General features: G+C 45.6%; 19 protein-coding genes. 13 read left to right on the top strand and 6 right to left on the bottom strand.

The features are described from left to right. Positions 1 to 32: 32 nt before the first annotated feature. Positions 33 to 1382 (bottom strand): sigma-54 dependent transcriptional regulator, encoded by a 1350-nt coding sequence (locus KIV41_RS09075; RefSeq protein WP_285336120.1) that lies wholly within the window; start codon positions 1380 to 1382, stop codon positions 33 to 35. 178 nt (positions 1383 to 1560) lie between these two features. Here KIV41_RS09075 and KIV41_RS09070 point away from each other — a divergent pair, with 178 nt between their 5' ends. The 3 genes from KIV41_RS09070 to KIV41_RS09060 all read left to right on the top strand — a co-directional run bounded on the left by KIV41_RS09070 (position 1561) and on the right by KIV41_RS09060 (position 6546). After that, complete coding sequence (locus tag KIV41_RS09070; protein ID WP_045387165.1) at positions 1561 to 3621, top strand: sensor histidine kinase; 2061 nt, start codon at positions 1561 to 1563, stop codon at positions 3619 to 3621. 198 nt (positions 3622 to 3819) lie between these two features. After that, on the top strand, positions 3820 to 4947 hold the full coding sequence (locus KIV41_RS09065) for a conjugal transfer protein TraF (RefSeq protein WP_285336119.1): 1128 nt from the start codon (positions 3820 to 3822) through the stop codon (positions 4945 to 4947). Positions 4948 to 5154: 207 nt separating this feature from the next. Then, complete coding sequence (locus KIV41_RS09060; RefSeq protein WP_285336118.1) at positions 5155 to 6546, top strand: glycoside hydrolase family 1 protein; 1392 nt, start codon at positions 5155 to 5157, stop codon at positions 6544 to 6546. Between the two features lie 87 nt (positions 6547 to 6633). Here KIV41_RS09060 and KIV41_RS09055 read toward each other — a convergent pair whose 3' ends face one another. Further along, positions 6634 to 8670 (bottom strand): PhoX family phosphatase, encoded by a 2037-nt coding sequence (locus KIV41_RS09055; protein ID WP_285336117.1) that lies wholly within the window; start codon positions 8668 to 8670, stop codon positions 6634 to 6636. Positions 8671 to 8932: 262 nt separating this feature from the next. Between KIV41_RS09055 and KIV41_RS09050 the strand changes: the two genes are divergently transcribed. After that, entirely contained in the window at positions 8933 to 9271 is a 339-nt protein-coding gene (locus tag KIV41_RS09050; RefSeq protein ID WP_010453251.1) for a YggL family protein, read from the top strand. A 663-nt stretch (positions 9272 to 9934) separates the two neighbouring features. On the opposite strand, the gene KIV41_RS09045 is transcribed toward KIV41_RS09050, so the two are convergent. Then, on the bottom strand, positions 9935 to 10801 hold the full coding sequence (locus KIV41_RS09045; protein WP_005438244.1) for a helix-turn-helix domain-containing protein: 867 nt from the start codon (positions 10799 to 10801) through the stop codon (positions 9935 to 9937). Between the two features lie 167 nt (positions 10802 to 10968). Here KIV41_RS09045 and KIV41_RS09040 point away from each other — a divergent pair, with 167 nt between their 5' ends. Next, positions 10969 to 11214: a hypothetical protein gene (locus KIV41_RS09040; protein ID WP_285336116.1), complete on the top strand. Its 246-nt coding sequence runs from the start codon at positions 10969 to 10971 to the stop codon at positions 11212 to 11214. Between the two features lie 527 nt (positions 11215 to 11741). Next, on the top strand, positions 11742 to 12641 hold the full coding sequence (locus KIV41_RS09035; RefSeq protein ID WP_038896566.1) for a LysR family transcriptional regulator: 900 nt from the start codon (positions 11742 to 11744) through the stop codon (positions 12639 to 12641). Here KIV41_RS09035 and KIV41_RS09030 read toward each other — a convergent pair. Together KIV41_RS09030 and KIV41_RS09025 are read right to left on the bottom strand one after the other, a co-directional pair. Then, positions 12609 to 12953: a DUF5329 family protein gene (locus KIV41_RS09030; RefSeq protein ID WP_285336115.1), complete on the bottom strand. Its 345-nt coding sequence runs from the start codon at positions 12951 to 12953 to the stop codon at positions 12609 to 12611. The two genes, KIV41_RS09035 and KIV41_RS09030, sit on opposite strands and share 33 nt — an antisense overlap. Positions 12954 to 13045: 92 nt before the next feature. Then, on the bottom strand, positions 13046 to 14059 hold the full coding sequence (locus KIV41_RS09025) for an MBL fold metallo-hydrolase (RefSeq protein WP_285336245.1): 1014 nt from the start codon (positions 14057 to 14059) through the stop codon (positions 13046 to 13048). A gap of 155 nt (positions 14060 to 14214) precedes the next feature. Between KIV41_RS09025 and KIV41_RS09020 the strand changes: the two genes are divergently transcribed. The 3 genes from KIV41_RS09020 (at position 14215) to KIV41_RS09010 (ending at position 16550) form a co-directional block, all read left to right on the top strand. Beyond that, positions 14215 to 14829: a TetR/AcrR family transcriptional regulator gene (locus KIV41_RS09020; protein ID WP_285336114.1), complete on the top strand. Its 615-nt coding sequence runs from the start codon at positions 14215 to 14217 to the stop codon at positions 14827 to 14829. A gap of 323 nt (positions 14830 to 15152) precedes the next feature. Further along, on the top strand, positions 15153 to 16058 hold the full coding sequence (gene rimK, locus KIV41_RS09015; RefSeq protein ID WP_005453290.1) for a 30S ribosomal protein S6--L-glutamate ligase: 906 nt from the start codon (positions 15153 to 15155) through the stop codon (positions 16056 to 16058). Positions 16059 to 16121: 63 nt separating this feature from the next. Further along, complete coding sequence (locus KIV41_RS09010; protein ID WP_005432588.1) at positions 16122 to 16550, top strand: RimK/LysX family protein; 429 nt, start codon at positions 16122 to 16124, stop codon at positions 16548 to 16550. A 59-nt stretch (positions 16551 to 16609) separates the two neighbouring features. Here KIV41_RS09010 and KIV41_RS09005 read toward each other — a convergent pair whose 3' ends face one another. Beyond that, on the bottom strand, positions 16610 to 17359 hold the full coding sequence (locus KIV41_RS09005; protein WP_285336243.1) for an MBL fold metallo-hydrolase: 750 nt from the start codon (positions 17357 to 17359) through the stop codon (positions 16610 to 16612). Between the two features lie 336 nt (positions 17360 to 17695). On the opposite strand from KIV41_RS09005, the gene speA reads away from it, so the two are divergent. From speA to KIV41_RS08985, 4 genes are all read left to right on the top strand, one after another. Next, positions 17696 to 19606, top strand: a complete 1911-nt coding sequence (gene speA / locus KIV41_RS09000) for an arginine decarboxylase (protein WP_009705121.1) — start codon at positions 17696 to 17698, stop codon at positions 19604 to 19606. A gap of 1 nt (position 19607) precedes the next feature. After that, positions 19608 to 20528, top strand: coding sequence for an agmatinase (speB, locus tag KIV41_RS08995; RefSeq protein WP_005432598.1), 921 nt, complete (start codon positions 19608 to 19610; stop codon positions 20526 to 20528). A 264-nt stretch (positions 20529 to 20792) separates the two neighbouring features. After that, positions 20793 to 21998, top strand: coding sequence for a multidrug efflux MFS transporter EmrD (gene emrD / locus KIV41_RS08990; protein ID WP_252042268.1), 1206 nt, complete (start codon positions 20793 to 20795; stop codon positions 21996 to 21998). A 278-nt stretch (positions 21999 to 22276) separates the two neighbouring features. Further along, positions 22277 to 24442 (top strand): S9 family peptidase, encoded by a 2166-nt coding sequence (locus KIV41_RS08985; protein WP_285336113.1) that lies wholly within the window; start codon positions 22277 to 22279, stop codon positions 24440 to 24442. The last annotated feature ends 146 nt before the right edge of the window (positions 24443 to 24588 follow it).

The following is a 24588-nucleotide window of genomic DNA, read 5'->3' as shown; positions in this document are numbered from 1 at the left end:
ACAAAAAACGGCTTCCTCAGAAGCCGTTTTTTCTATGTGTAGTCAGAGCGATTCAAACCAAATTTCTGCATCTTTTGGTTAAGGGTTCGGCGTGGTAAATCCAGCTCAACCATCACATCCGTAATTCGTCCTTGGTGTCGAACTAAGGAATCATGCAGCACTTTACGCTCAAAATTATGTAGCTGAATCGCCAACGGAACGCCTGCTTGTGTCTCTTCGGTTGTAGAAGTTGGTCGACTGGAGAGAATTTCCATTACGGAGACGGTTTCATCCAGAGCAAAACGCATCGCTACATTCCTTAGCTCACGCACGTTACCGGGCCAAGCGTAAGCAAGAATGGCTTTTCTATCAGCTTCACTCAGTGGACGACTCTCAGGGTTACTTTTCAGAGCAAAGTGTTCGAACAAGATCAACGCGTCTTCTTCTCGCTCACGTAGTGGTGGCAAATAGATCTGCGCTACATTGAGGCGATAGTACAAATCCTGACGAAACTCATCATGATCATTGAGATCTTCTTTCGCGGCGGCGATCACTCTCAAATCAACCGAGATCTGCTGATTACCCCCAACACGCTCAACCGTATGTTCCTGCAATGAACGCAACACTTTCACCTGCATAGACAGCGGCATACTCTCGATTTCATCAAAGAATAAGGTGCCTTTATCCGCGTATTCCAATTTACCAATGCGCTTTTTACCCGCACCGGTAAATGCCCCAGCTTCGTGCCCAAACAACTCACTTTCAAAAAGGTTCTCAGGAATCGCGCCACAGTTGATTGGCACAAAGTGATGGGTTCTACGTTGGCTTTCATTATGCAAACTGGTCGCCACCAGCTCTTTACCACAACCTGTTTCACCGTAAATGATCACATTGGTATCAATGCGCGCTAACTTGGCAACTTGTTCTCTAAGCTGTCGCATTACTCGGCTTCGCCCAATCAACACTTCTTCTAAGCCGCTAACGCTAGATAGGTACTCTTGACGATCTTGAGTAGACGTTTGTGCGCGATAACTCTCGACCGCTTCGGTCACTCGTTGAGATAAACGCTCTGGCTGAAAAGGTTTCTCGATAAAATCGAATGCACCGTTTTGTAATGCGCCTACCGCCATATCAACATCACCATGTCCGGTGATCAAGATAACTGGTGTTGGAATATGGTTGGCAATCAGGCTTTCTAGTATCGACAAACCATCGGTGTCCGGCAGGCGAACATCACTGACAATCGCATCAAATTCTTGGCTAAGAATGGCGGCTTTGCCCTCCTCCCCCAAACTGAACGCGTTCACGTCGAACCCCGCCAGTTGCAGCCACTGACGGGTAGCCTGACGAACAATGTCATCGTCTTCGATAAGTGCAATTTTAGGGATGTCGTCAAAAGCCATGAGTTACTGCCTGCTTTATGGGGTGGGAAAGAAATAGATCTTTATTAACGGTAGCAAAAACCACTGAGGAGAAAAGGAGCTAGATCTCACTTCTTGCTTACAAGTCTTTAACATCCAACCAGTTAGGCGCACTCTTTAATGACTGTTGGTGAGAACGCACTAGCTGAATGGAGTCGGTATGCAGCGCAAAAGGAATGGCAAAACATGGCTTGTGGTCGCAATTGCGGCAGTGCTGATGTTGTCTTGCTATAGCGCCAGCAGAGAGGTTGCCCGTCAGTGGTTGAGTGTACAAACTCAAACCGAAGCTCAACAAAAACTACTCGACTATATTGGTGAAGTTCGCCGTGCACTCAAACGCTTCTACCACTTACCTTACCTCGTAACCAATAACCCAGAAACCATCGCGTTTGTGAAAGGAAACCGAACTTATTACGAACCGTTGCAAACCCAACTGACTCAACTCGATAAAGCTGCCAATACAGAAGGGTGGTTAATTCTGTCTAACTCTGGTGAAGTATTGGTGTCGAGTTTGATAGAAGAGCGCTTTAGCTTGTCTGACCGAAAAGCCATTGTGGAACAAATTCACAATCAAGGCGGCGGTGTTTCCTTGGTGAACAAAACCAAAGGTTCGAGTCCGTTGTATTACCTTGCAGCCCCTATCTACGACGGTCTGGATATCGCAGGCATTGTGGTGGTGCAGATCAACCTCAGCTTGTTGACCGAACAGACCATTACTAGCCAAGACATCATTACGTTGCAAAATCGCCAGCAACGCTTTTTCCTATCAAGCAGCTCGCTCTATAACGCAGACTGGTTTAACGAACCGAGCAACACCGTTCAGTTAGAAACGCAGCGCTTATACGACAACACCAATATCAGTGTGTGGACGCTCAACCAACAACGCTACTTTGCGCACACCGTTAAATTGGATGATTTGAATTGGTACGTAAGCTACCTCACCCCTTCTAAGCCGATTCAACAAACCATAAACGTGATTGGTTGGAGCGTGGCGGTGCTGCTCTTATTGGTTGTATTACTCGTCATCATTGGTCTACAACGTCGCCAAAAGCACATCAACCAACAACGAATTCAAGCCCTGTTGGAAGAATCCCAACGCCGCTTGAAACAGATGATCAATAAGACCCACGTAGGTTTGCTATTGATTGATGAACAAGGGCAACTGTTCGATCTCAACCCAATGGCGAAGCGTTTGTTCTGTTTACCGGAAAGCGTCAATCGACACGCTTTTGCTTGGGAGTTATTCGACGCAGGCAATCCCAATTCCACCACACTTAAGTTACTGAAGGACCTGCCTAAACATAAAGAGCTCGCAGAGATCAGTACCGTCGAAACCATTGCCAGACGCAGCGATGGAAGCGTCTTTCCTGTCCTATTTTCTCTGACCAGTTTTCCATGGCATGGCGAGCAGTATTTCCTTGCGACGATCATCGATATCAGCAAGCGGAAAAAAGCCGAGCAATCACTGCAACAGGTAAACCAAGAACTGGCGCAGCGGGTAGAAGAGCGAACTCAAGCGCTAAAAGAAGCGCAAAGCCAATTAATTGAATCGAGCAAAATGGCAGCCCTAGGTCGCATGTCGAGCGCACTCACTCATGAGCTCAATCAGCCACTAACAGGCTTGCGAACCCTGCTCACTACAAACGAGCTGCTAGCGGAACGTGGCGAAACCGAGATGATGAAAGCCAACAATGTCTTAGTACAGAAACTGATTGATCGCATGGCAAGCATGACCAGTCAGCTAAAGACATTTGCTTACAACAAGCCTGACAGACTACAAGAGATTTCCCTCACAACCGCTTTAGAAGAAACCCTACGAGTCTATCAATCTCAATTAGAGAACGTGGACGTACGTGTGCGCGTTCCTCACGATTTACCTAACATCATGGGTGAAGAACAACGACTGCTTCAAGTGCTCGGCAATCTTGTGTCAAACGCATTGGATGCAATGGACCAAACCGACAATCCGCAGCTGAGTTTGATCGTCAATCCAACAGAAAATCAAGTTGAACTGCTTGTCAGTGATAATGGCTGCGGCGTATCGGATGAGATGCTTGAATCCATGTTCGAGCCATTCCAAACCTCAAAGAAAATTGGTAAAGGTTTAGGACTCGGTTTAGCGATCACGGCTAATAATATGCGTGACATGGGTGGCAGTATTTCTGTGCGCATAAACCACTCCAAAGGCCTTTCATTTGAGCTTATTTTTATAGCTGCCTAGAAAGCAATCAATAACCACATATTTTTGCTCAAATATATTTACAAGATAATTGATAAGAGCGTCTAAATAATGAGACAATTTACATAGGTTGCATAAGCAGACAGAGACCAACGTCTGCACACCTATAACAATGCAACTGTAAATCCGATCTATTCAATTGCTTCGGCAACAAAAATATAAAGTAACAATGGAAACGTTATGAAAAAATTAGCTTTTGCAGTGGCTAGTGCACTAACCGTGCTTTCAACACAATCAATTGCGGCACCATACGTCGCAGATGCTCGCAGCCATGCGATGGGTAACACTGGTGTGGTTTCAGCAGATTACCTAACAGCCCCACTTCACAACCCTGCTCTTGGTGCGTTATACCGTGAAAACGATGATGTCGGCCTACTTCTGCCTGCATTTGGTATCAATGCGAATGACAAAGATGAAGCGCTTACCACTGTCGAAGATGCGCAAGACCTGTACGATCGCATTAAAGGCATGCCAACACCTGCAGATGAGGCAGAAATGTCTCGCTTACTAGATAAGCTCGATGATAGTGCTCCAGTAGCAATCAACGGTGGTCTAAGTCTGGCTATCGCAATCCCGACTCGCCATGTTTCAATCAACCTATTTAGTACAGGTTACGTTGAAGTGATCGCGGCTCCAGACATTGCTGATTCTGGTACGGTAGAGCAGCGCTACCTGAACTCAAACGTTGAGCTAGTGGCATTTGGCACTGCTGAATACGGCGTTTCATTTGCGCGCAACTTTGAGCTAGGCGGCCAAAACATCGCGTTTGGTATCTCTCCTAAATACCAACAATTGATGACCTACTCTCAGCGCACTTCTCTAGATGATTTTGATGTCGAAGATTACGATAAGAGTGAAGTATCAAAGAGTGCCTTCAACATGGATCTAGGCATGGCGTGGCACAAAAATGCATTCCGCGCTGGTATCACTATTAAAGATCTGTTCAAACAAGACATCGATACAGAACTTGGCGGGTACACTTACGAACTCACCCCTCAAGCAACTGTAGGTCTTGGTTATGCAAGCGACTACGTTTCATTTAGCATTGATGCCGACTTAACCAAGCAAAAACGTTTCAAAGAACTAGCAGACGACACTCAATTTGTTCGAGTTGGTATTGAAGGCAATGCTTGGGGTTGGGCACAACTACGAGCAGGTTATGAGATGGATCTAGAAGATACTTTAGAAAACTCAATTACTGCAGGTATTGGCATCAGCCCATTTGATGTCGTTAGCTTAGACATCGCAGGCTCTTATGCTGGTGAAAACCAACTAGGTGCAGCAGCAAACCTAGCATTTACTTTCTAAATGTTATCTCCAGCCTTGCATAAGCGGGGCTGGAACTCTATTTCCAATTATTCTGATTTACCCCCCTTCCGATTAAAAAAATACCAGTTGAGCCATCTTCTCCCGTAGCTTGAGAAAAACACGATCTCAATATCAGAATCCCTCTTTGACCTACACTATTCTCAAATACAGAAAACACATATTTCAAAACAATAAAGAGTGAGAAACATGATTAAGTTTCCTGAACATTTTCTTTGGGGCGGTGCCATTGCTGCTAACCAAGTAGAAGGGTCATACAACCTTGGGGGTAAAGGGTTATCGACATCAGACATGCTGCCAAACGGTATTTTGAGTCCGCATCAAACCCGTGAAGAGCGTACGCCGGGTATCAAAGACCTGGCAATTGACTTCTACAATCGCTACCCAGAAGACATTGCGCTGTTCAAAGAGATGGGATTTAACTGTCTACGCCTGTCTTTGGCGTGGAGCCGCATCTTCCCGAATGGTGACGAGCTAGAAACGAACGAAGAAGGTTTGGCGTTCTACGATAAAATTTTTGATGAGCTAGCGAAGCACGATATCCAACCTTTCGTGACCTTATCTCACTACGAAATGCCTTACGCACTGGTTGAAAACTACGGCGGTTGGGGCGATCGTCGCGTGATCGAGTTCTTCGAACGTTATGCTCGCACCGTGCTTGAACGCTACAAAGACAAAGTGAAGCTGTGGTTAACGTTCAACGAAATCAATATGTCTCTGCATGCGCCATTTACTGGTGTCGGATTGCAAGAAGACGCTAACGAACAAGAGATTTATCAAGCGATTCACCACCAGCTAGTCGCAAATGCGAAAGCGGTAAAACTGTGTCAGCAAATCGTACCAAACGGCAAGATTGGTAATATGCTGCTTGGCGCAATCAACTACCCGTACACCTGTAACCCTGATGACGTGCTTGCTGCGATGCATGAAAACAACAAGTGGTTGTTCTTCGGTGATGTACAAACTCGTGGTCAGTACCCAGGCTACATGAAGCGTTATTTCCGTGAAAACGGCATTGAAATCGAGATGGAAGCAGGCGACTTAGAAGAGATCGCATCGGCAAGTGTCGATTTCATCTCATTCAGCTACTACGCAAGTGGCTGTGCAAGTGCGGATCCGAAACAGAAAGAAGTGGGTAACATCGTCGATAGCGTACCAAACCCATATCTTGAAAAGAGCCAATGGGGCTGGTTAATTGATCCGAAAGGCCTGCGCGTTCTGCTTAACTTCTTGCATGATCGCTACCAAAAACCGCTGTTCGTCGTAGAAAACGGCTTAGGTGCGCGTGATGAAATCGATGAAAACGGTCAGATTCAAGATGATTACCGCATCGCTTACCTGAACGACCATCTTGTGCAAGCACACGAAGCGATTCTTGATGGTGTTGAGTTGATGGGCTTTACTAGCTGGGGACCAATCGATTTGGTCGCGAACTCAACGGCTGAAATGAGCAAGCGTTACGGTTACATCTACGTTGATCGCCACAATGATGGCCAAGGCACGTTAGAACGTAAACGTAAAAAGAGCTTCTTCTGGTATCAAGATGTGATTCGTACTGCTGGCGGATCTCTAAAAAGCTAGCCTTAGTAAGCAACTCATCAGAAATAACAAAGCCCTGTAAACACAGGGCTTTTCTTATTCCCGATTTTCAGTCATATGACCTATTGGTTAAACACCAATTTCACCACCGTCTTCACGGCGAATAACCACAGTTGCGGCACGTGGACGAATCGACATCCCCGCTGGAGTCTCTTCCGCAGCATTATCGCTGTATGGCCAGTTACCCGGATGCTGAATGTTCACGAACAGCGATTTGTAATCTGGGCTGATGGTAAAGCCAGTCACTTCACAGCCGTTAGGACCAACAAAGAAACGCTTCAGTTCCGCTTGGTTCTCCGCACCAATCACCTCTTGCGTGCCGTTTTCATCTGTCAGTTTTGATGGCACGACAGCAAGCATTTGATCATTGGTGTAGGACGTCACTTCATCTGCACCATTATCCGTTTGAATCCAAAGGATGCCGCGAGGATCAAACGCCAAACCGTCTGGGCTCGCAAACTGGTTAAGCTCTGTCAAGCTCGAACGGTTAGTGTCCGCATCACCGTTTGCTGGAGAACCAAACACAAAGATATCCCACGTAAAGTCTGTTGCTGCTTCGCCTTCATCCCAGCGAATTACATGACCAAACTTGTTGTTCAAACGTGGGTTGGCTGGGTTAGTTTCGTCTGTACGCTTGGTATTGTTCGTTAGGGTTAGATAAACCGAACCTGTGAACGGGTCAACGGTACACCACTCAGGACGATCCATCGGTGTTGCACCAACAAGGTCTGCTGCGCCCGCGGTATTAAGAATGATTTCTGCTAACGAATTGAAACTATCAACCAACGTACCACCAGAGACAGTCGTGCTATCTAGCGTCAATGGCAGCCAAGTACCCGAACTGTCCTCATTGAAGCGTGCCACATAAAGAGTACCTTCATCCATGTACTTATCGCCCGTTGCTAAACGGTTCGCTGGATTAGCATCTGCTGGATCCCACGCTGCCGCTGACTCAAATTTGTATAGGTACTCAAAGCGAGAGTCGTGACCAGAGTAAAATACCACTGGTTTGCCTTCTTCAAGCTTACCGAATGTACAACCTTCATGACGGAAGCGACCCAGTGCAGTACGCTTCTTCGCACGTGAGTTTTGCGTGTAAGGGTCGATCTCAACGATGTAACCATGGCCGTTCGCTTCATTACGGTAATCGTCCAATGCACTTGCGCCAGTTGGTTCTACATTGAATCGTGTGAACTCGTCTAAACGCTCCTCAGTGTTGCCCGCCAACGTTTCCCATAAATAGCGAGTGCGTTCATCATCCACACCAATACGATCTTGCTCTTCAGTGCGAACACCTGCGTTGACGAAGTAACCCGGCCAGTTCTCTTCACACGTTAGGTACGTGCCCCAAGGCGAGAAACCATTACCACAGTTGTTCAGTGTGCCACGTGCTTGGCTGCCATCTTGAGAGAAGCGAGTCACGGCCAATTCTGTATTTGCCACAGGACCAGATAAGTCCATGACCGTCGCACCGGTGTAACGGCGGTTTAGTGGGTCAGTATCCACCAGCTTCCACATGTTGTCTTCAAGTTGAACGCGAACCACAGAGACACCATGTGCGTTAATTTCTTTACGAACTTCGTCGACGATAGTGCGCACACCGCCCACAACGGTTGGACCACTTGGATGCAATGCTGAAGTATCAATGTACTCGTGGTTAATACACAACAAGCCATCAGTATCACTGTCATTTAGTGAGAAGAAATGCATGCCGTCATGATGCATACCAAGCGCATTGAGCTGATCAGCACTCGTATTGCTGCCATCGTCTTTCCAAGCATTACCTTGTGCATTTAGAGGTGTCCCCCAAGGCACTAATACCTGTGCCATATAACCTTGCGGAATCGAAACTGCATCCGTCAGAGAACCTGGTATCGAATCAAAATTGAGGACTGCACTTGAAACGCCAGAGCCATTCCCAGCTGAAGTACCCGAGCTAGACGAGTTGCACCCAGATAAACCAAATGCACCAAAAGCGGTCATTGCACTAATACCTAAACCACCTTTCAGGATACTGCGTCGAGAGAGGCTCGCTTCCAGTACTTCTTCAAAAGGCTTGTTATTACTCTGGTTGTAACGCTTCGCGTCGAAGGTTTCCTTACTCATGGTGTTGCTTTCCCAGTGTTAGGTTGAATTATAGGTTTGTAAAGCGAGGGGAATTTTGGAAGATAAAAGTGACAGATTTAGTCTATCTTTATGAAGTTTGCGTTTCGGAAATGTTATAAGATCATCATCTATTCTACCTAATCCCGATTTTGCTTGGGCTAAGCTAGATTTGGGGGTATAAGGTTTATACTCAAGTAACTTCAAAATCCCCCTAAAGGGCGAGGTTACTTCAGAACATTTAAATCATCCACGAGAGATAATCATGAAACTAGATAAAATCGATAACAAAAATCGTCGTCTGCGTAAAAAGCTATTCCTAGGCGAATTCGCTATCCTAGGTTTTGAAATCAGCTGTGAAACAGACATTAACGACTTCGACCGTTACGATGCATTCGTTGATGAGTTTATCGACTACATTGATGGCCTAAACCTTTGTTTCGGCGGCGGTGGTCTTGAACTGTTTGAAGGCTTCCTATGTTCAACTGGGCGTTACGAAAGCGCGACTGAAGAACAAAAAGCACAAGTTTTGGCTTGGCTACAAGCTCGTCCAGAAGTTAGCAGCGCAAAAGCTGGCGAATTGGTTGACGCAAACTACCTGTAATTACAGAGCCATTCCGTAATACAAATAATTGAGAAAGCTGGTCTTCGGACTGGCTTTTTTGCGTTTTGGGCAATGATTTTGTGCTGAATGCACCAAGGCTTGGAAAGCGGATAGTTTTGGGGTATTGGGAAACTTTGGTATTTGGAAAGAGTTAGTGTACTAGATAATTTTAGAGCTGGCATTCTATGGAGGGTCATCCGTCCATTGCCAGCTCAGTGTCACGAGTGTGGTTAACTATGCTTTTTTAGCAGCGTCAGTTTTTGTGTCTTTCCAATATTGAATACGTACACGATGCAACTGTGCTCTTCTCATCTTTTTCATAGCAATCTCCCTCATCTATATAGGTAACGCTCATCTTGAGCTTATTGTCTAAGGTTGTATTCCCCTTCAATCTATCGAGGAACGAATCAATTAACCGTGACTAATTTCACAACATAATGATAAAAGTAGAAGCGTTGCAGTCATTTTTTGACCAGTAAACCTGCTTTTATCTTGTTGATACGGTCAACTTACTCATCACTTATGACAGAAATATGGCAATCAAGTTCCCTATTTAACCTGTCATCGAATCTTAATAACGATTCTTAGATAACCTAGCAAATAATATACCAGTTGCACATAAATTCCAGTTCAGTACACAACAAAAGTACGCACATGTTCAAACTAAGGTTGGATTCGCTGCTGGTAATGCTGTCGGTAATCTCTCGGAGTCAGCCCCTTGTAGGTCTTGAAATGGCGATTAAACAAAGCTTGATTGCGATAACCTACTCGTTCGAACACAATTCCTATTGGTAGCTCAGTCGATTGCAACAAATCCGCGGCATGGTTGATTCGTAGCTTCATCAAGCGTTGGCTAAACGGCTCTTTAAAGTGCTTTTGAAACAACCGTGTGACCGCACTTTCACTCAACGACAAGTAGTTGGCTAAATCGGCTAATGTCACCTTGCTGGCAAAATGCTGCTCAAGATACGCGTTCACACTTGCGACACGCTCTCTTTCTTGTTGCTCGTGTTCACTCATCGAAAGGTATGAATGGGTCATCAAGGTTTTTGCTGCTTCGTCATGAGCAACCAAAGATAAGATATGAATGAATCTCGACAATTGTTCCATCGCGGGCACTTTCATCAACTCTTGCAGAAGATCCACGACTTGCTGTGCCGTTCGCTCAGAGAACACCACTCCTTTATTTGCGGCTTTCAACAACGGGTCCAGTTTGCGTAACTCAGTACAATAGAACATTAGGTTCGCGATCCACTCACGCTTAAACCAAATCACATGAGTCTCACAGTTGCTTTCTACCGACGTGGAGTGAATAGAGTGAGGCACACCCGGCGCAATTAACAGCATCTGGTTGTGAGTCACCTCTAGCTCGTGATGCCCAATGTGCAAAGTCCCCGTAAAGTGACGGTGGATGACCAACTCAAAAACGTCATCGTGAAAATGGAAATCGTATTCTTTCGCTGGTTCATCAATACGACGGTAGCGCCAAGAAAAACCAGGCCTTTGCGGTACTTTTTCGATGTGCGCCATTTGATACCCCACAAGATAGTATTGTTTCACGCGCAAATAATATCAGTATTACCGACATATTCTTCATCACGCCTCAATAGTATTGATATTGAGCGGCATACTACCAACTAAGCCTCATCACGCTCCTTATTCTTCTCTTGTAAAGACAAGCTAACTAAGGAGCTTTTATGAGTAACTTTAAAACCAAGCTGCGCCAGATCATGCAAAAAACTCGTAATGAGTGGGCTGCGTTTGCGATAAAGGAAATGGGAATTTCATCCAATACCATCGCCAAATCTTATGGCTACAAGTCGAGTTGTGATCTTGAGCAAACTCTTAAACAAGACGAAAAAGACGCCGATTCGTACATTCGCTCGTCACCTTGTGCGAGATCTCTCACAAGCGATGTAAGCAAAACGACCATTTTTGACTAAGAACAAATCGAACAACAAACCTAACTAACTGAAAATTAATAATTATCCTTTTTTTAGCAATATTCGCTGCCAAAGTTTTTTTACCTAGCTGATTGAGAGTAATCAGCAAAACAACAATACTAAGTGTGTCGACAGGATGTTGGCGGGAACAGGAAAAAAGCCTAAAGGATTGGGTATCTTCAGGATGAAGATTTGATAGCTTAGGATGAGTTGTCAGCAAGGATGTAGTTAAACTCTAGGATAGAGTTCGCCCGTCAGGATGATAGGCAAGAATGGACACCGCTAGGAAGGCGATGAACAAGGAACTCGGTTAAAGGACTTAGCCACAATCAAGGATAGATGCAGGGAGCACCTATTAGTAGCCGGATTGCTGCGAAAAAGAATAAGCCCCGTCTGGGAAACCAGGCGGGGTTTTATTTTGCCTGTCATTTACCATCCTCCTCTGCGTTATTCCACGCATCATGCTATTATTTCTACACTTTCTCTCGAAACGCTTTCTTTAATAAACGCTGAGCAAACAACGTCCTATGCTTAATCCAGTTTGGTTACACACATTCAAAACTCTTGTCGAAGTCGGCCACTTTACTCAGACAGCAGAAAAGCTCTATATGACCCAGCCTGGTGTCAGTCAGCACATCAAAAAGCTAGAGCAAGCTTGTCAGCACCCATTGATTAAGCGCGAGAACAAAAGCTTTGAGCTGACAGAGCAAGGCCGAATGGTGTATGCCTACGCGTTAGAGTTGGAAGAGAAAGAGAAAAACTTACTGGAAGATCTGAGCTTCGATGATCCCTTTGCAGGTCATTGCAAGCTGGCTTGTTCCGGAGCACTTGCCTTGATGCTGTTTGATCCACTGCTTGAAAAACAAACCCAGCATCGCGGCTTGTCGATTCATTTGGAAGCGGCACCGAATCAATCGATTCTCAACGGGGTTGCTGATGGCCGTATTGATATGGGCATCGTGACTTACTCTCCCAACAAGAGTGTTTTCCAAAGTGAACAAATTGGCAGAGAGGCGCTGTGTCTGATCTTACCAAAGTCCTATCATGGAAAAACGTTAACACCTGAACTACTTCGAAGTTGCGGCGTGATTGGTCACCCAGATGCTGAACATTATATGACGTTGTTTTTCGACCAATGTGCAGAACCTTTACTCAAAGAGATCAAGGTCAGTGACATGCCATTATCAGGCTACGTTAACCAACTCAGTCAGATTCTATTGCCCGTTAGCAAAGGGCTGGGGTTTACCGTTTTGCCCTACAGTGCGGTGGAGAGCTTTCCACTAAGAGAAGAGTTGTATGTGGCTGAGTTAAAACAACCGGTATACGAAGATTTGTTTTTGGTGAGAAAACGCAGCCGCACACTGCCGCTGCGATACCAGACCATTAAAGAAGTATTATTGGATGTGATTGGTGGGGCTCATCAATGAAGTTAGCCACTCTTCGCTGGTAATGCGTTTGTCTTGGCAATCCACCCAATATGGTTTGCCAGATAACCAGCTCTTTGACGCGACCTCTTTTATAAACACATCCACAGAATCAACGTCATCTTTGGCGTAATCCCATTTATTGCGCATGTGTTCTGCCGCTTCTTGATTAGTGTACGCCTTGCCGTTACGAATAAAGGTGCAAGAGGATTGCTCAACTCGTTTTATCAACGTCGAGATATCTTGCTCTACCTCTGCTAATGCGAAGGTAGGCAGAATGCTTAATGTAAGTAACAACGTCCACTTTGCTTTCATCGCACCTTTATCCTTATCCCTGACCACGTAACTACTACCAAGTAACTACTAATAAGTGACTTAACTATTCTTTTGGCTGTTTAGCTCAGCCATTATTGCCACCATGCCTTAGCAGGCTGAGGCTCCGCAATCGCCAAGCGTTGACCAATCTCAGGGCTCACTAACGTTACACCGCGCTCTTCACTAATGTCTAACGCGCGTTGCATCGGTTCATTCCAATCGTGCATCGACAGATCAAACGTACTGTTGTGAATTGGCATCATCACTTTGCCCTGCACATCAATGTGTGCTTGAACGCTTTGCTCTGGGAACATGTGAATGTCTGACCAAAGTTCATTGTATGCGCCGGTTTCAATCATAGTGAAATCAAACGGACCGTACTTTTCACCAATCTCTTTAAAGCCATTGAAGTAACCAGAGTCTCCACTGAAGAACACTTTGTGTTGCTGTGCATCAATAACCCAACTGCCCCACAGTGTCGTATCACGATCTGTCAAACCTCGACCAGAGAAATGCTGAGTCGGAGTCAGTGTATATTCAATACCGTCGACAGAATGTGACTCCCACCAATCTAGCTCGATCACTTTCTCCTTAGGTACGCCCCAGTTGACTAACAACTGACCGACTTTTAACGGCACCAAGAAAGTGCCCACTTTGTCGCCTAGCACTTTAATAGAAGCTTTATCTAGGTGATCGTAATGGTCATGGCTGATCACCACCACATCGATACTTGGTAAATCTTCTAGCGTGATTGGTGTCTGGTGAAAACGTTTTGGCCCTGCCCATTGCACAGGAGATGCGCGATCACTGAATACAGGATCAGTCATCACCAGTTTGCCATCGAGCTTCATTAATACACTTGAATGACCTAAACGGTAGATAACATCATCTTGCTCTTCTAACAGTTGATTTGCAGTCATTGCATGAACCGGAATTTCAATCGTTGGCGTTGGATTGAGGCGCTCAGTCGTAAAGTAGGCTTTCATGATGCCGAACATGTCACCCAAGCTGCTTTTGTATTCCAACTCTGTGTTTGCAAATTTGTCCGGGTATGTTGGCGCTTTTTCAGTATCAACATTAGAACAAGAAATCATTGATGTACCCATCGCGAACGCTCCTACTGTGGCTAGCAAAGTTTTTTTCATAAAAAGTTAACCCGAACAAAAGTAAACTACACGGTGCAGTTTACATTCTAATTATCAAAAGTAAACTACTTAGTGTAAAATAGATCCAGAAATGATCTTCTTAACTCGGCAAGCTTATGAATGTAAAAAGAAAAGGTCGCAGTGAGACCAAAAGAGAAGCCATCCTGTGCGCAGCAAAGCAAGCGTTCCAAGAGTTTGGGGTGCAAAACACCAGCATGGATAAGCTCTCTGCTATCGCGCAAGTCTCTAAGCGCACGGTCTACAACCATTTCCCTTCTAAAGAAGCGATCGTGACAGAGTTACTAACCGAACTATGGCGTTCTTCAATGATGGATAGCGACATTGAACGTTTACCAACACTCCCTCTCAAAGATCAACTGGTCGAATTGTTGTACAGCGAAATTATCGTGGTAACCGCACCTGACTATATTGAACTGGCGAAAGTGGCTTTCGGACATTTCTTGTTTAAGCCGGAAGATCTCAAAGAACAAGCGGAACACATGTCGAAGCAAGAAACGGCCTTGTACCGTTGGCTCACTCAGCAATCAGAAAAAAACACATTGAAGGTTGATGATGTGGACGTGGCGAGCATTCAATTGCACAACTTAATTAAAGGCAGCGCATTCTGGCCACAATTGATGGGGATACGAGCTTCGCTAACCTTGGAAGAATCTAGGGTTTTAGCCACCCAAACGGCTGAACTCTTCTTAAGTCATTACTTAGTTCAATAACAAAAAGCGGCTGAATGGCCGCTTTTTTGTGATTTGTGCCATAGTAAATTGATGAAATTTTGACTCATTTTTCTTTTTCATTCCCTTGACAGTCGCATGCAGCAAGGCGTGAGAGTTCGATAAATTATTTTTGTCGTATCGGCGATATTTTTTCGTTTTCATCTACTGAGAAAACGCCCTAAGGTTCGCACCTCTGACGACGTGGTTGTCCAACCACAATTCTAAGTCGCTGAAGAGAGTGGATTCTGTCACATCAATTACACCCACTCACTATACTCTATACTTACATTTTTAATTTGGTACTGACTTACTAAGGAATTGCCATGCGTATTGCTATTCTTTCTCGTAATGAGAATCTATATTCAACCATGCGCCTAAAGCAGGCGGGTGAAGAGCGCGGACATCAAGTTGATGTGATCGATACTCTGCACTGTTATATGGATATTACGAGTAACAACCCTAAGATTCGTTACATGGGTGAAGAATTGCCAAAGTATGACGCGGTTATTCCACGCATTGGTGCATCTATCACTTTCTACGGAACTGCGGTTGTACGTCAGTTTGAAATGATGGGCACATTCTGTGTGAACGAGTCAGTAGCAATCAGCCGCTCTCGTGACAAGCTACGCTCTATGCAGTTGCTATCACGCAAAGGTATTGGCCTGCCTCGTACTGGTTTTGCTCACCACCCTGATAACATTCAAGACGTGATCAAAAACGTTGGTGGCGCACCATTGGTTATCAAGCTACTTGAAGGCACTCAAGGTATCGGTGTTGTACTTGCTGAAACAACGAAAGCGGCAGAAAGCGTTATCGAAGCATTCATGGGTCTAAAAGCGAACATCATGGTGCAAGAGTTCATTGAAGAAGCAAATGGTGCGGATATCCGCTGCTTCGTTGTAGGTAACAAGGTTATCGCAGCAATGAAACGTCAAGCAAAAGAAGGTGAGTTCCGCTCTAACCTTCACCGCGGAGGTTCTGCTCAGCTAGTGAAACTAACCAAAGAAGAGCGTGCAACCGCAATCAACGCAGCGAAAGTCATGGGTCTAAACCTATGTGGTGTTGATATTCTTCAATCGAAAAACGGTCCTGTTGTGATGGAAGTGAACTCTTCTCCAGGTCTTGAAGGTATCGAAACTGCAACAGATAAAGACGTTGCAGGTATGATCTTCGACTTCATCGAGAAGAACGCAAAACCAAACGCTAACCGTACTCGCGGTAAAGGCTGATAATTGTTTGAGTGGGAGCCTATAGACTAGGCTCTCTTTATCACTCATCGCTAGGATGACACTATGAATCAGAAAATGATCATTGGGAACGCCGAAGCAATTTGCTTACCTGAGTTAGGGATTACTCACCTTGAAGCGCGTATTGATACAGGCGCACAGACTTCTTCTCTGCACGTAGATAATCTAGAGTGCACTGAGCAAGACGGTCAGTCATACGTAGAATTCGATCTACACCCAGATGTTTACCACTTAGAACAAGTGGTTCGCTGTAAAGCTCCACTGAAGGCGAACCGCAAAGTGAAATCATCAAACGGTACTTTCGAACACCGCTGCGTGATCACAACGATGCTACGCATGGGCGACCAAGAGTGGCCTATCGACATCACGCTGACTAACCGTGAAAAGATGACCTACATGATGTTGCTAGGTCGTCAGGGTATGGCAGACAAAGTTCTGGTAGACCCGAGCCAATCTCACTTATTGGCTCCATAATCCCCGTAGCTTCAGATGAGCGAACTCCGTGGTCGCTCATCTGGCTCTTCTCTGATTTTCTAGCTGCCCTTCTCCTGTCTATCGTTCTTCCTTTTCAGAACAGAACGCATTAATCCTTTCAGTTTTATCTTCGTTACTCGCCAATGCGTAATGGGTCTAACCGGAGCGGTATTGATGATGTGTTGATACGCGTCTTCATCAAACTCAACCTCTCCCCCATGTGCCGCCAATAAACAGCTTGGTTTCATCTCAAAAACGCGCTTTAACGAGCTTCGATATTGGTTGGGATGAAAGATAGGAAATGGCGCGATCAAATGGCTTTTTACCTGCACCATTAAATCCGCTACGTACAACACACTCTGTTCGGCGTGATAAACCGATAAATCCCTGTCGGTATGCCCCGGTGTTTCCAATATCTGCCAATCAGCAAAACCGGGAATCATCTCTCCATCCACCAGCTCAATATCTGGCTTTAGTTTTCGCGAATACCATAAGTTGCGCTTGGGTTTGCGCATTCGGTTCGCCATCCAACGTGCCAAAATCAAATCCGTAAGATGCATTAGCCAACCATCAAAACCGCCATACCAATGTGTATCTCGTTTGGCTGCCAATAGCTTGCAGCCCGTCAAATCTCTTAGTTTGTGCGCCGCACCAGCGTGGTCTGGGTGCATGTGGGTAACGACAACCAGTGTTAGGTCGGTGAACGGGCGATTGAGCTGATGCTCGATAAAATCTTTGAGGTGAGGAATATCCGCTCGACTTGCGCCATCAAGCAGCATCAATTTGTCTGGATACTCGGCGAGATACATGGTTTGGATGTATCCCTGAATTCTGTGCAGCTGCAAAACATGTCCTTGTTTTGTTGAGTCTTTGTTCTTATTTTTTGTCGACCAAATCCTTACTGGTCAGACCAACTATAACAGCAGAATGGACAGTCTGTTAAATAAATGTTTACACCAACCATCAACAACAGTTGTTAATCGAAAGCACAAATTTTAATCATTAGACTCTGGTTGGGTTTTATCCGTTAATGCGCGCACACGGAGTTCGTGTCAGGGTATGAGGTTAGCGCCTCATGATTTGCTTTTTTGTATTTTCTCCTCTATTTCCAATGAGGGCTTAAATACATTTTTGTGAGAATCGAGTTGGAAAAAGCAACTAAATTAGACCGCATCCGCGCGGACTACAACGTTCACTACTGGAGCCAAGGCTTCTACGGAATTGATGACCAAGGCGAGGTATACGTATCTCCTCGTAGTGACCGTGCACACCAAATCCCTTTCAGTGCGATTGTAAATGAACTAGAAGCTAAGCAGTTAAATCTGCCTGTGTTAGTGCGCTTCCCACAAATCGTACACCAACGCGTGCATGGCATTTGCCAAGCTTTCAACCAAGCGATTGAAGAATACCAATATCCAAACAAATACCTGTTGGTGTACCCAATTAAAGTAAACCAACAGCGTGAAGTGGTTGATGAGATCTTAGCAAGCCAAGCACAGCTAGAAAATAAACAGCTGGGTCTTGAAGCAGGCAGTAAGCCAGAGCTATTGGCAGTACTTGCACTGGCTCAACAAGGCAGCTCCGTGATCGTGTGTAATGGCTACAAAGACCGTGAATATGTGCGTCTAGCACTGATCGGTGAAAAGCTAGGTCACAAAGTATTTATCGTACTAGAGAAGCTATCTGAGCTTGATCTAGTACTTGAAGAAGCAAAAAGCTTGGGCGTAACACCACGTCTTGGCTTGCGTATCCGCCTTGCATCTCAAGGTGCGGGTAAATGGCAAGCAAGCGGCGGTGAGAAATCGAAGTTCGGCCTATCTGCGTCTCAAGTATTGAGCGTGATTGATCGTCTAAAACGCGAAGACAAACTGGACACCATGCAATTGGTTCACTTCCACCTTGGCTCACAGATGGCAAACATCCGTGACGTGCGTAATGGTGTAAACGAATCAGCACGTTTCTACTGTGAATTACGTGCCATGGGTGCAAACATTGATTACTTCGATGTTGGCGGCGGTTTAGCAGTAGACTACGACGGCACGCGTAGCCAATCTTCGAACTCGATGAACTATGGCCTTGCAGAATATGCGCGCAACATCGTAAATACCGTCGGTGATGTGTGTCAGCAGTACGAACAACCGATGCCAGTGATCATCTCTGAATCGGGTCGCTCTTTGACTGCACACCACGCGGTGTTGATTTCTAACGTTATTGGTACTGAAACATACCAACCGGAAGAAGTGTTCGAGCCAGCTGCAGACGCTCCATTCTTGCTACAAAACATGTGGCGAAACTGGGAGAACCTGCAAGATGGTACGGATGCGCGTGCATTAATTGAAATTTACAACGATACCCAAAGCGATTTGGCTGAGGTTCACTCACAATTCGCTACTGGCGTACTGAACCTTGAACAACGTGCGTGGGCCGAGCAACTGTCGCTGCGCATTTACTTCGAGCTAAGTCGCCAAATGAGTACCAAGAACCGTTTCCACCGTCCTATTTTGGATGAGTTGAGCGAACGTCTTGCAGACAAGTTCTTCGTGAACTTCTCTCTTTTCCAATCCCTGCCAGATGCATGGGGTATTGATCAGGTATTCCCTGTTCTGCCGCTTTCTGGTCTTGGTGATGTAGAAGAGCGTCGTGCGGTGATGTTGGACATCACTTGTGACTCCGATGGCGCAATTGACCATTACGTTGATGGCCAAGGCATTGAGAGCACACTACCAGTACCAGCATGGAGCAACGACAAACCGTACCTAATGGGCTTCTTCCTAGTAGGCGCATACCAAGAGATCCTTGGTGACATGCACAACCTATTTGGTGACACCCACAGTGCAGTAGTCAATGTTGATGAAGAAGGTCAATTTGAGATCAGCTACATCAACGAAGGTGATAGCGTAGAAGACATGATGCGCTACGTTCACATCGACGTAGATGCGATTCGTGACAATTACAAACAATTGGTTTCAGCGCGCGTTGAAGCCAGTGAACAAGAACAAATCCTAGCTGAACTAGAACAAGGTTTGGCGGGCTACACCTATTTAGAGGACTTCTGATATGAATGATTTGTTTACGAAAACCGATTATTCGCTTTACTCCAACTCTATGTCGTTTCTACGTCGACCGTACATCAAAAATCCAGTATCGGCAGACGCAGACGTTGTGGTGCTAGGGGTTCCTCTGGACATGGCGACTTCTGGTCGTCCTGGTGCGCGTATGGGACCAGATGCGATCCGTCGTGCGTCAGTAAACCTTGCTTGGGAAGGCAAGAAGTTCCCTTGGGACTTCAACGTATTTGATAAATTGAAAGTGATCGACGCAGGTGACCTTGTATTCGATTGTGGTGACGCGGAAGATTTCACTTACCGTCTAGAAGCGGCAACAAGTGAGATTCTAAAGAGTGGTAAGACAATGCTAGGCTTGGGTGGTGACCACTTCATCACGCTACCAATCCTACGTGCTTACGCAAAACACCATGGTCAAATGGCACTGATTCACTTCGATGCGCACACGGACACTTACGCAAACGGCAGTTCTTACGACCACGGTACTATGTTCTACCATGCGCCAAAAGAAGGTCTGATTTCTGCGAAGAACTCAGTTCAAATTGGTATTCGTACTGAATATGACCAACAAGATCACGGCTTCAATGTCATCAACGCGATGCAAGCGAACGACATGTCAGTGGAAGAGATTCTGGCAGAGATTCGTCGCACGGTTGCGGATAAGCCAGTGTATGTCACTTTTGACATCGACTGTCTGGATCCTGCGTTTGCACCAGGTACAGGTACGCCTGTTTGTGGCGGCTTGAACTCAGATAAAATTCTGAAGATCATTCGTGGTTTCGCTGGCATGAACATCGTGGGTATGGATGTGGTGGAAGTCTCTCCGCCTTACGACCACAGTGATGTAACAGCATTGGCTGGTGCGACCATCGCACTTGAGCTACTTTACGCCTACGCGTCAGGTCGCGAATAACGTAAGTTTGTTCAAAGTCATCACGGTATTTAAAAGGGAGCTTCAGCTCCCTTTTTTGTGCTTTACTCACCACAAAAAGTGGATTAGTTTTTCTAATCCAAATCATAGATTTTTATCTTGCTCAACTTCACATTTTTTGATTGCTAAGTCGGCACTCAAGCTCTAATATCTCGCGCCTAGATTCCCTAATTACTTTGTTTATTTGGCTCTCCTATATGGAGCGCTAAGGCTTTTTACGTCTTAAATTTCTGGAGAGATACGCAAATGTCTGCCTCGTTTCCATTAGCGAAACTTACCTTTTTAATCGCAATTCTGACTGCCGTAGGTCAAATGACTCAAACGATGTACGTGCCTTCTATCGGTCATATGGCGGGTGAGTTCTTGGTATCAGCGTCTTCACTTCAAGCTGTGATGGCATGTTACCTGATCCCTTACGGTTTATCACAATTTGTGTACGGTACGCTTTCTGATCGTCTTGGTCGCAAACCAATCATCGTTGCAGGCTTGATCATCTACATTCTTGGTACCTTGGTGGCGTTGTTCGCTCATGAGTACGAATGGTTCCTAGCAGGTAGCTTTATCCAAGGTTTAGGTATCGGCTGTGGTGGTGCAATGTCTCGTACATTGACTCGTGACTGCTTTGAAGGCGCAGAACTGCACCGTGCAAACAGCTTGATCAGCATGTGCGTGATTTTCTCACCATTGATTGCGCCAGTACTTGGCGGTTACCTAACAGAAGCTTTCGGCTGGCGTTCTAGCTACTTATTCCTTGCACTGTTTGGTATCGCAGTAGTGATCACCATGATGACAAGCATGATGGAAACTTTGCCGAAAGAGCGTCGCAAACATGAATCTGTTGCGAAGAGCTACAAGTTCGTACTTTCAGACAAACGCTTCCAAGGTTTCTTATTGGTGTTGGTTGCTACGTTCGCAGGCGTTGCAGTATTTGAAGCGGCAGCAGGTGTACTACTGGGTGGTGTACTTGGTTTACCAGCAACCACAGTAAGCTTGCTGTTTGTCTTGCCGATTCCGGGTTACCTAGTCGGTGCAGGCTTGTCGAGCTACATCGCGCAACGTCGCTCTGAGCGCCGAGCTCTGAATGTAGGACTAGTGGCTATCTTAGTTGGCTCTGCAGTCGTGCTAATTCCAGGTCTGTTTGGTCTAACAACGGCGTTGACCCTGATTGGTGGTGCAACCATCTACTTCTTGGGCGCTGGCATTTTGTTCCCAGCAGCAACAACTGGTGCACTTTCACCATTCCCATACCATGCCGGTACGGGCGGTGCGATTTTGGGTGGCATGCAGAACCTAGGTGCGGGTATCGCGACGCTATTGGCTTCTTTCTTCCCAGCACAAGATCAAATGCCACTTGGTTGTTTGATGATGGCAATGTCGATCATCGCCATGTTTGGTCTACGTTGGGTTAATCGCAAGCACGACCATTCCAACGAAATGCCTTTGGCGATTTAGAATCGAGGTCTCATCCTCCCAACAGTAAAGAGAAGGGACATGCTGAAAAGTGTGTTCCTTTTTTTGTTGTATATATCTTGTCCTTTGGATCTCATCCACCAGCAATTGCATTTAACATCCCACCTAATCTTTGCTAAAAAGAACAATTGCTTATACAAAAATTATTCGTTGGCCATTCGATATAAAAATATTCACTGGAAGAACACAAACGTACTTTTACTCACACTATAAATGAATGGCAAAGCGACACGAGAAGAGTACACAAAAAGGACACATAGATGCGTTTCACTTTAACCACGTTGGCCGTATCGGTCGCGCTAGTCACCGGATGCAGCAATCAAGGATTACCAACCATGAACCATTACTCCCAATCGCAACTCGTTGCTCAACAAACCCAAGCACCCGTTGCTAAAAAAGTCCCTCATGCAATGAATATTCATGGTGATACACGAGTCGATAACTACTACTGGATGCGTGATGATGAACGCCAAGATCCAGAAATCTTGCAACACCTTGAGCAAGAGAATCAGTACGCTGAAACCGTACTGAAACACACCGAAGCACTGCAAGAACAGCTATTTGAAGAGATCAAAGGTCGCATTGCGAAAGATGACAATTCGGTTCCAGTTCGTAAAGGCAGTTACTACTACTCGAATGAAGTGACGGGCGACAACGAATACGAAGTACACTTGCGTGCAAAAGACTTTGCTGGTACAGATAAGCAAGTCATCTTGGATGTTAACGAGCTGGCAAAAGAGCATGAGTTCTTCAGTATTGGCGGCCTATACTTAAGCCCAAATGAAAACATGCTGGCCTACGGTGAAGACACACTAAGTCGCCGTATTTACACCATCAAGATCAAAGACCTCACGACAGGCAAATATCTAAAAGATGAGATTGAAGGCGCATCAAGTGCAATTGCGTGGCAAAACGATAACCAAGCCTTCTACTACATCAAAAAAGACCCTCAAACACTGTTGGGTTATCAAGTTTATCGCCATGTATTGGGCACTCCTCAGACTAGCGATGAGCTAATCTACGAAGAAACCGACAGCGCTTACTACACCTTCTTAAGTAAGAGTAAAGACGGTCAGCAAGTTTACATTTGGCACTCAAGTACAGAGACAAGTGGCGTTTCCGTGATTGATGCCAACAATCCGAACGCTAAAGCCGAAGCTTTCTATCCTAGAGAGACTGGCATTGAATACAGCATCGCTAAACTGGGTGATTGGTATTACATCTACACTAACTACCAAGCCGTAAACTTCCGCTTGATGAAAGTGAAAACGGAAGAGATGCACGACCGCTCTAAATGGGTTGATGTCATTGCTGCCGACGATAACACTCAGCTTGTCGATTTCGACTTGTTCGACGACCACCTTGTCTACGAGCAACGCGCTAACGGCTTATCTACCGTTAAGGTTCGCCAACTATCGACGGGCAAAGAGTTCCCACTTGAATTTAATGACAGCGCGTTTGCGGCTTACCTAACAGGCAACTATGAATTAGATAACTCAAAAGTTCGCATCTATTACAGCAGCTTGACCACACCGGGAACTTACTATGATTTCGACCTGACTACTGGTGAATCTGAAATCATGAAGCAAACGCCAGTACTGGGTGATTTTGATGCTGATAACTATCAATCAGAGCGTATCATGGTTACTGCTCGTGATGGTAAGCAAGTGCCAGTCTCATTGGTTTACCGCAAAGACCTCTTTAAGAAAGACGGCACCAACCCAATCTACCAATACGGTTACGGCTCTTACGGTTCCACCATCGAGCCAACGTTCCGCTCAACTCGCCTCAGCCTACTTGATCGCGGTTTCGTGTACGCAATCGCTCATATTCGTGGCTCAGAAATGCTTGGTCGCCCTTGGTATGAAGATGGTAAAAAGCTGACTAAGCAGAATACCTTCAATGACTTCATCGATGTGACTAAGGGACTTGTGGAAGAAGGCTACGGGGCAGAAGATAAAGTATTTGCGGTTGGTGGCTCTGCGGGCGGTCTACTGATGGGCGCCATCATCAACCAAGCACCAGAGCTTTACCGTGGTATTGGTGCGCACGTGCCTTTTGTAGACGTTGTAACAACCATGCTGGATGAGTCAATACCTCTCACCACCAACGAATACGACGAATGGGGTAACCCGAACGATAAAACCTACTACGATTACATGCTGAGCTACTCACCATACGATAATGTGAAAGCTCAGAACTACCCGAACATGTTGGTGACAACAGGTTTGCATGACTCACAGGTGCAATACTTTGAGCCGATGAAGTGGATCGCTAAACTTCGTGAAATGAAGACCGATGACAATGTACTGCTGTTCAAAACTGATATGGAAGCAGGCCATGGTGGCGCATCAGGTCGATTTAAACGATTGAAAGAAGACGCATTAGAATACGCATTCTTCTTAGATTTACTAGAAACGAAATAGTGCCAGCGTAAATAGCAGTACTCACAAAATTCAATGCCCGCTTAATGCGGGCATTTTTAATCCAAACACAAGCTATGTCGTCCTTTCGAGCTTAACAGAAAGAAAAACGCCTACTCACAACGAGTAGGCGTTAACACAATAAATGT

This window comes from Vibrio sp. D401a, from assembly GCF_030248515.1.
GTDB classification, from domain to species: domain Bacteria; phylum Pseudomonadota; class Gammaproteobacteria; order Enterobacterales; family Vibrionaceae; genus Vibrio; species Vibrio rotiferianus.
This window is presented reverse-complemented; position numbering and strand designations above follow the sequence as displayed.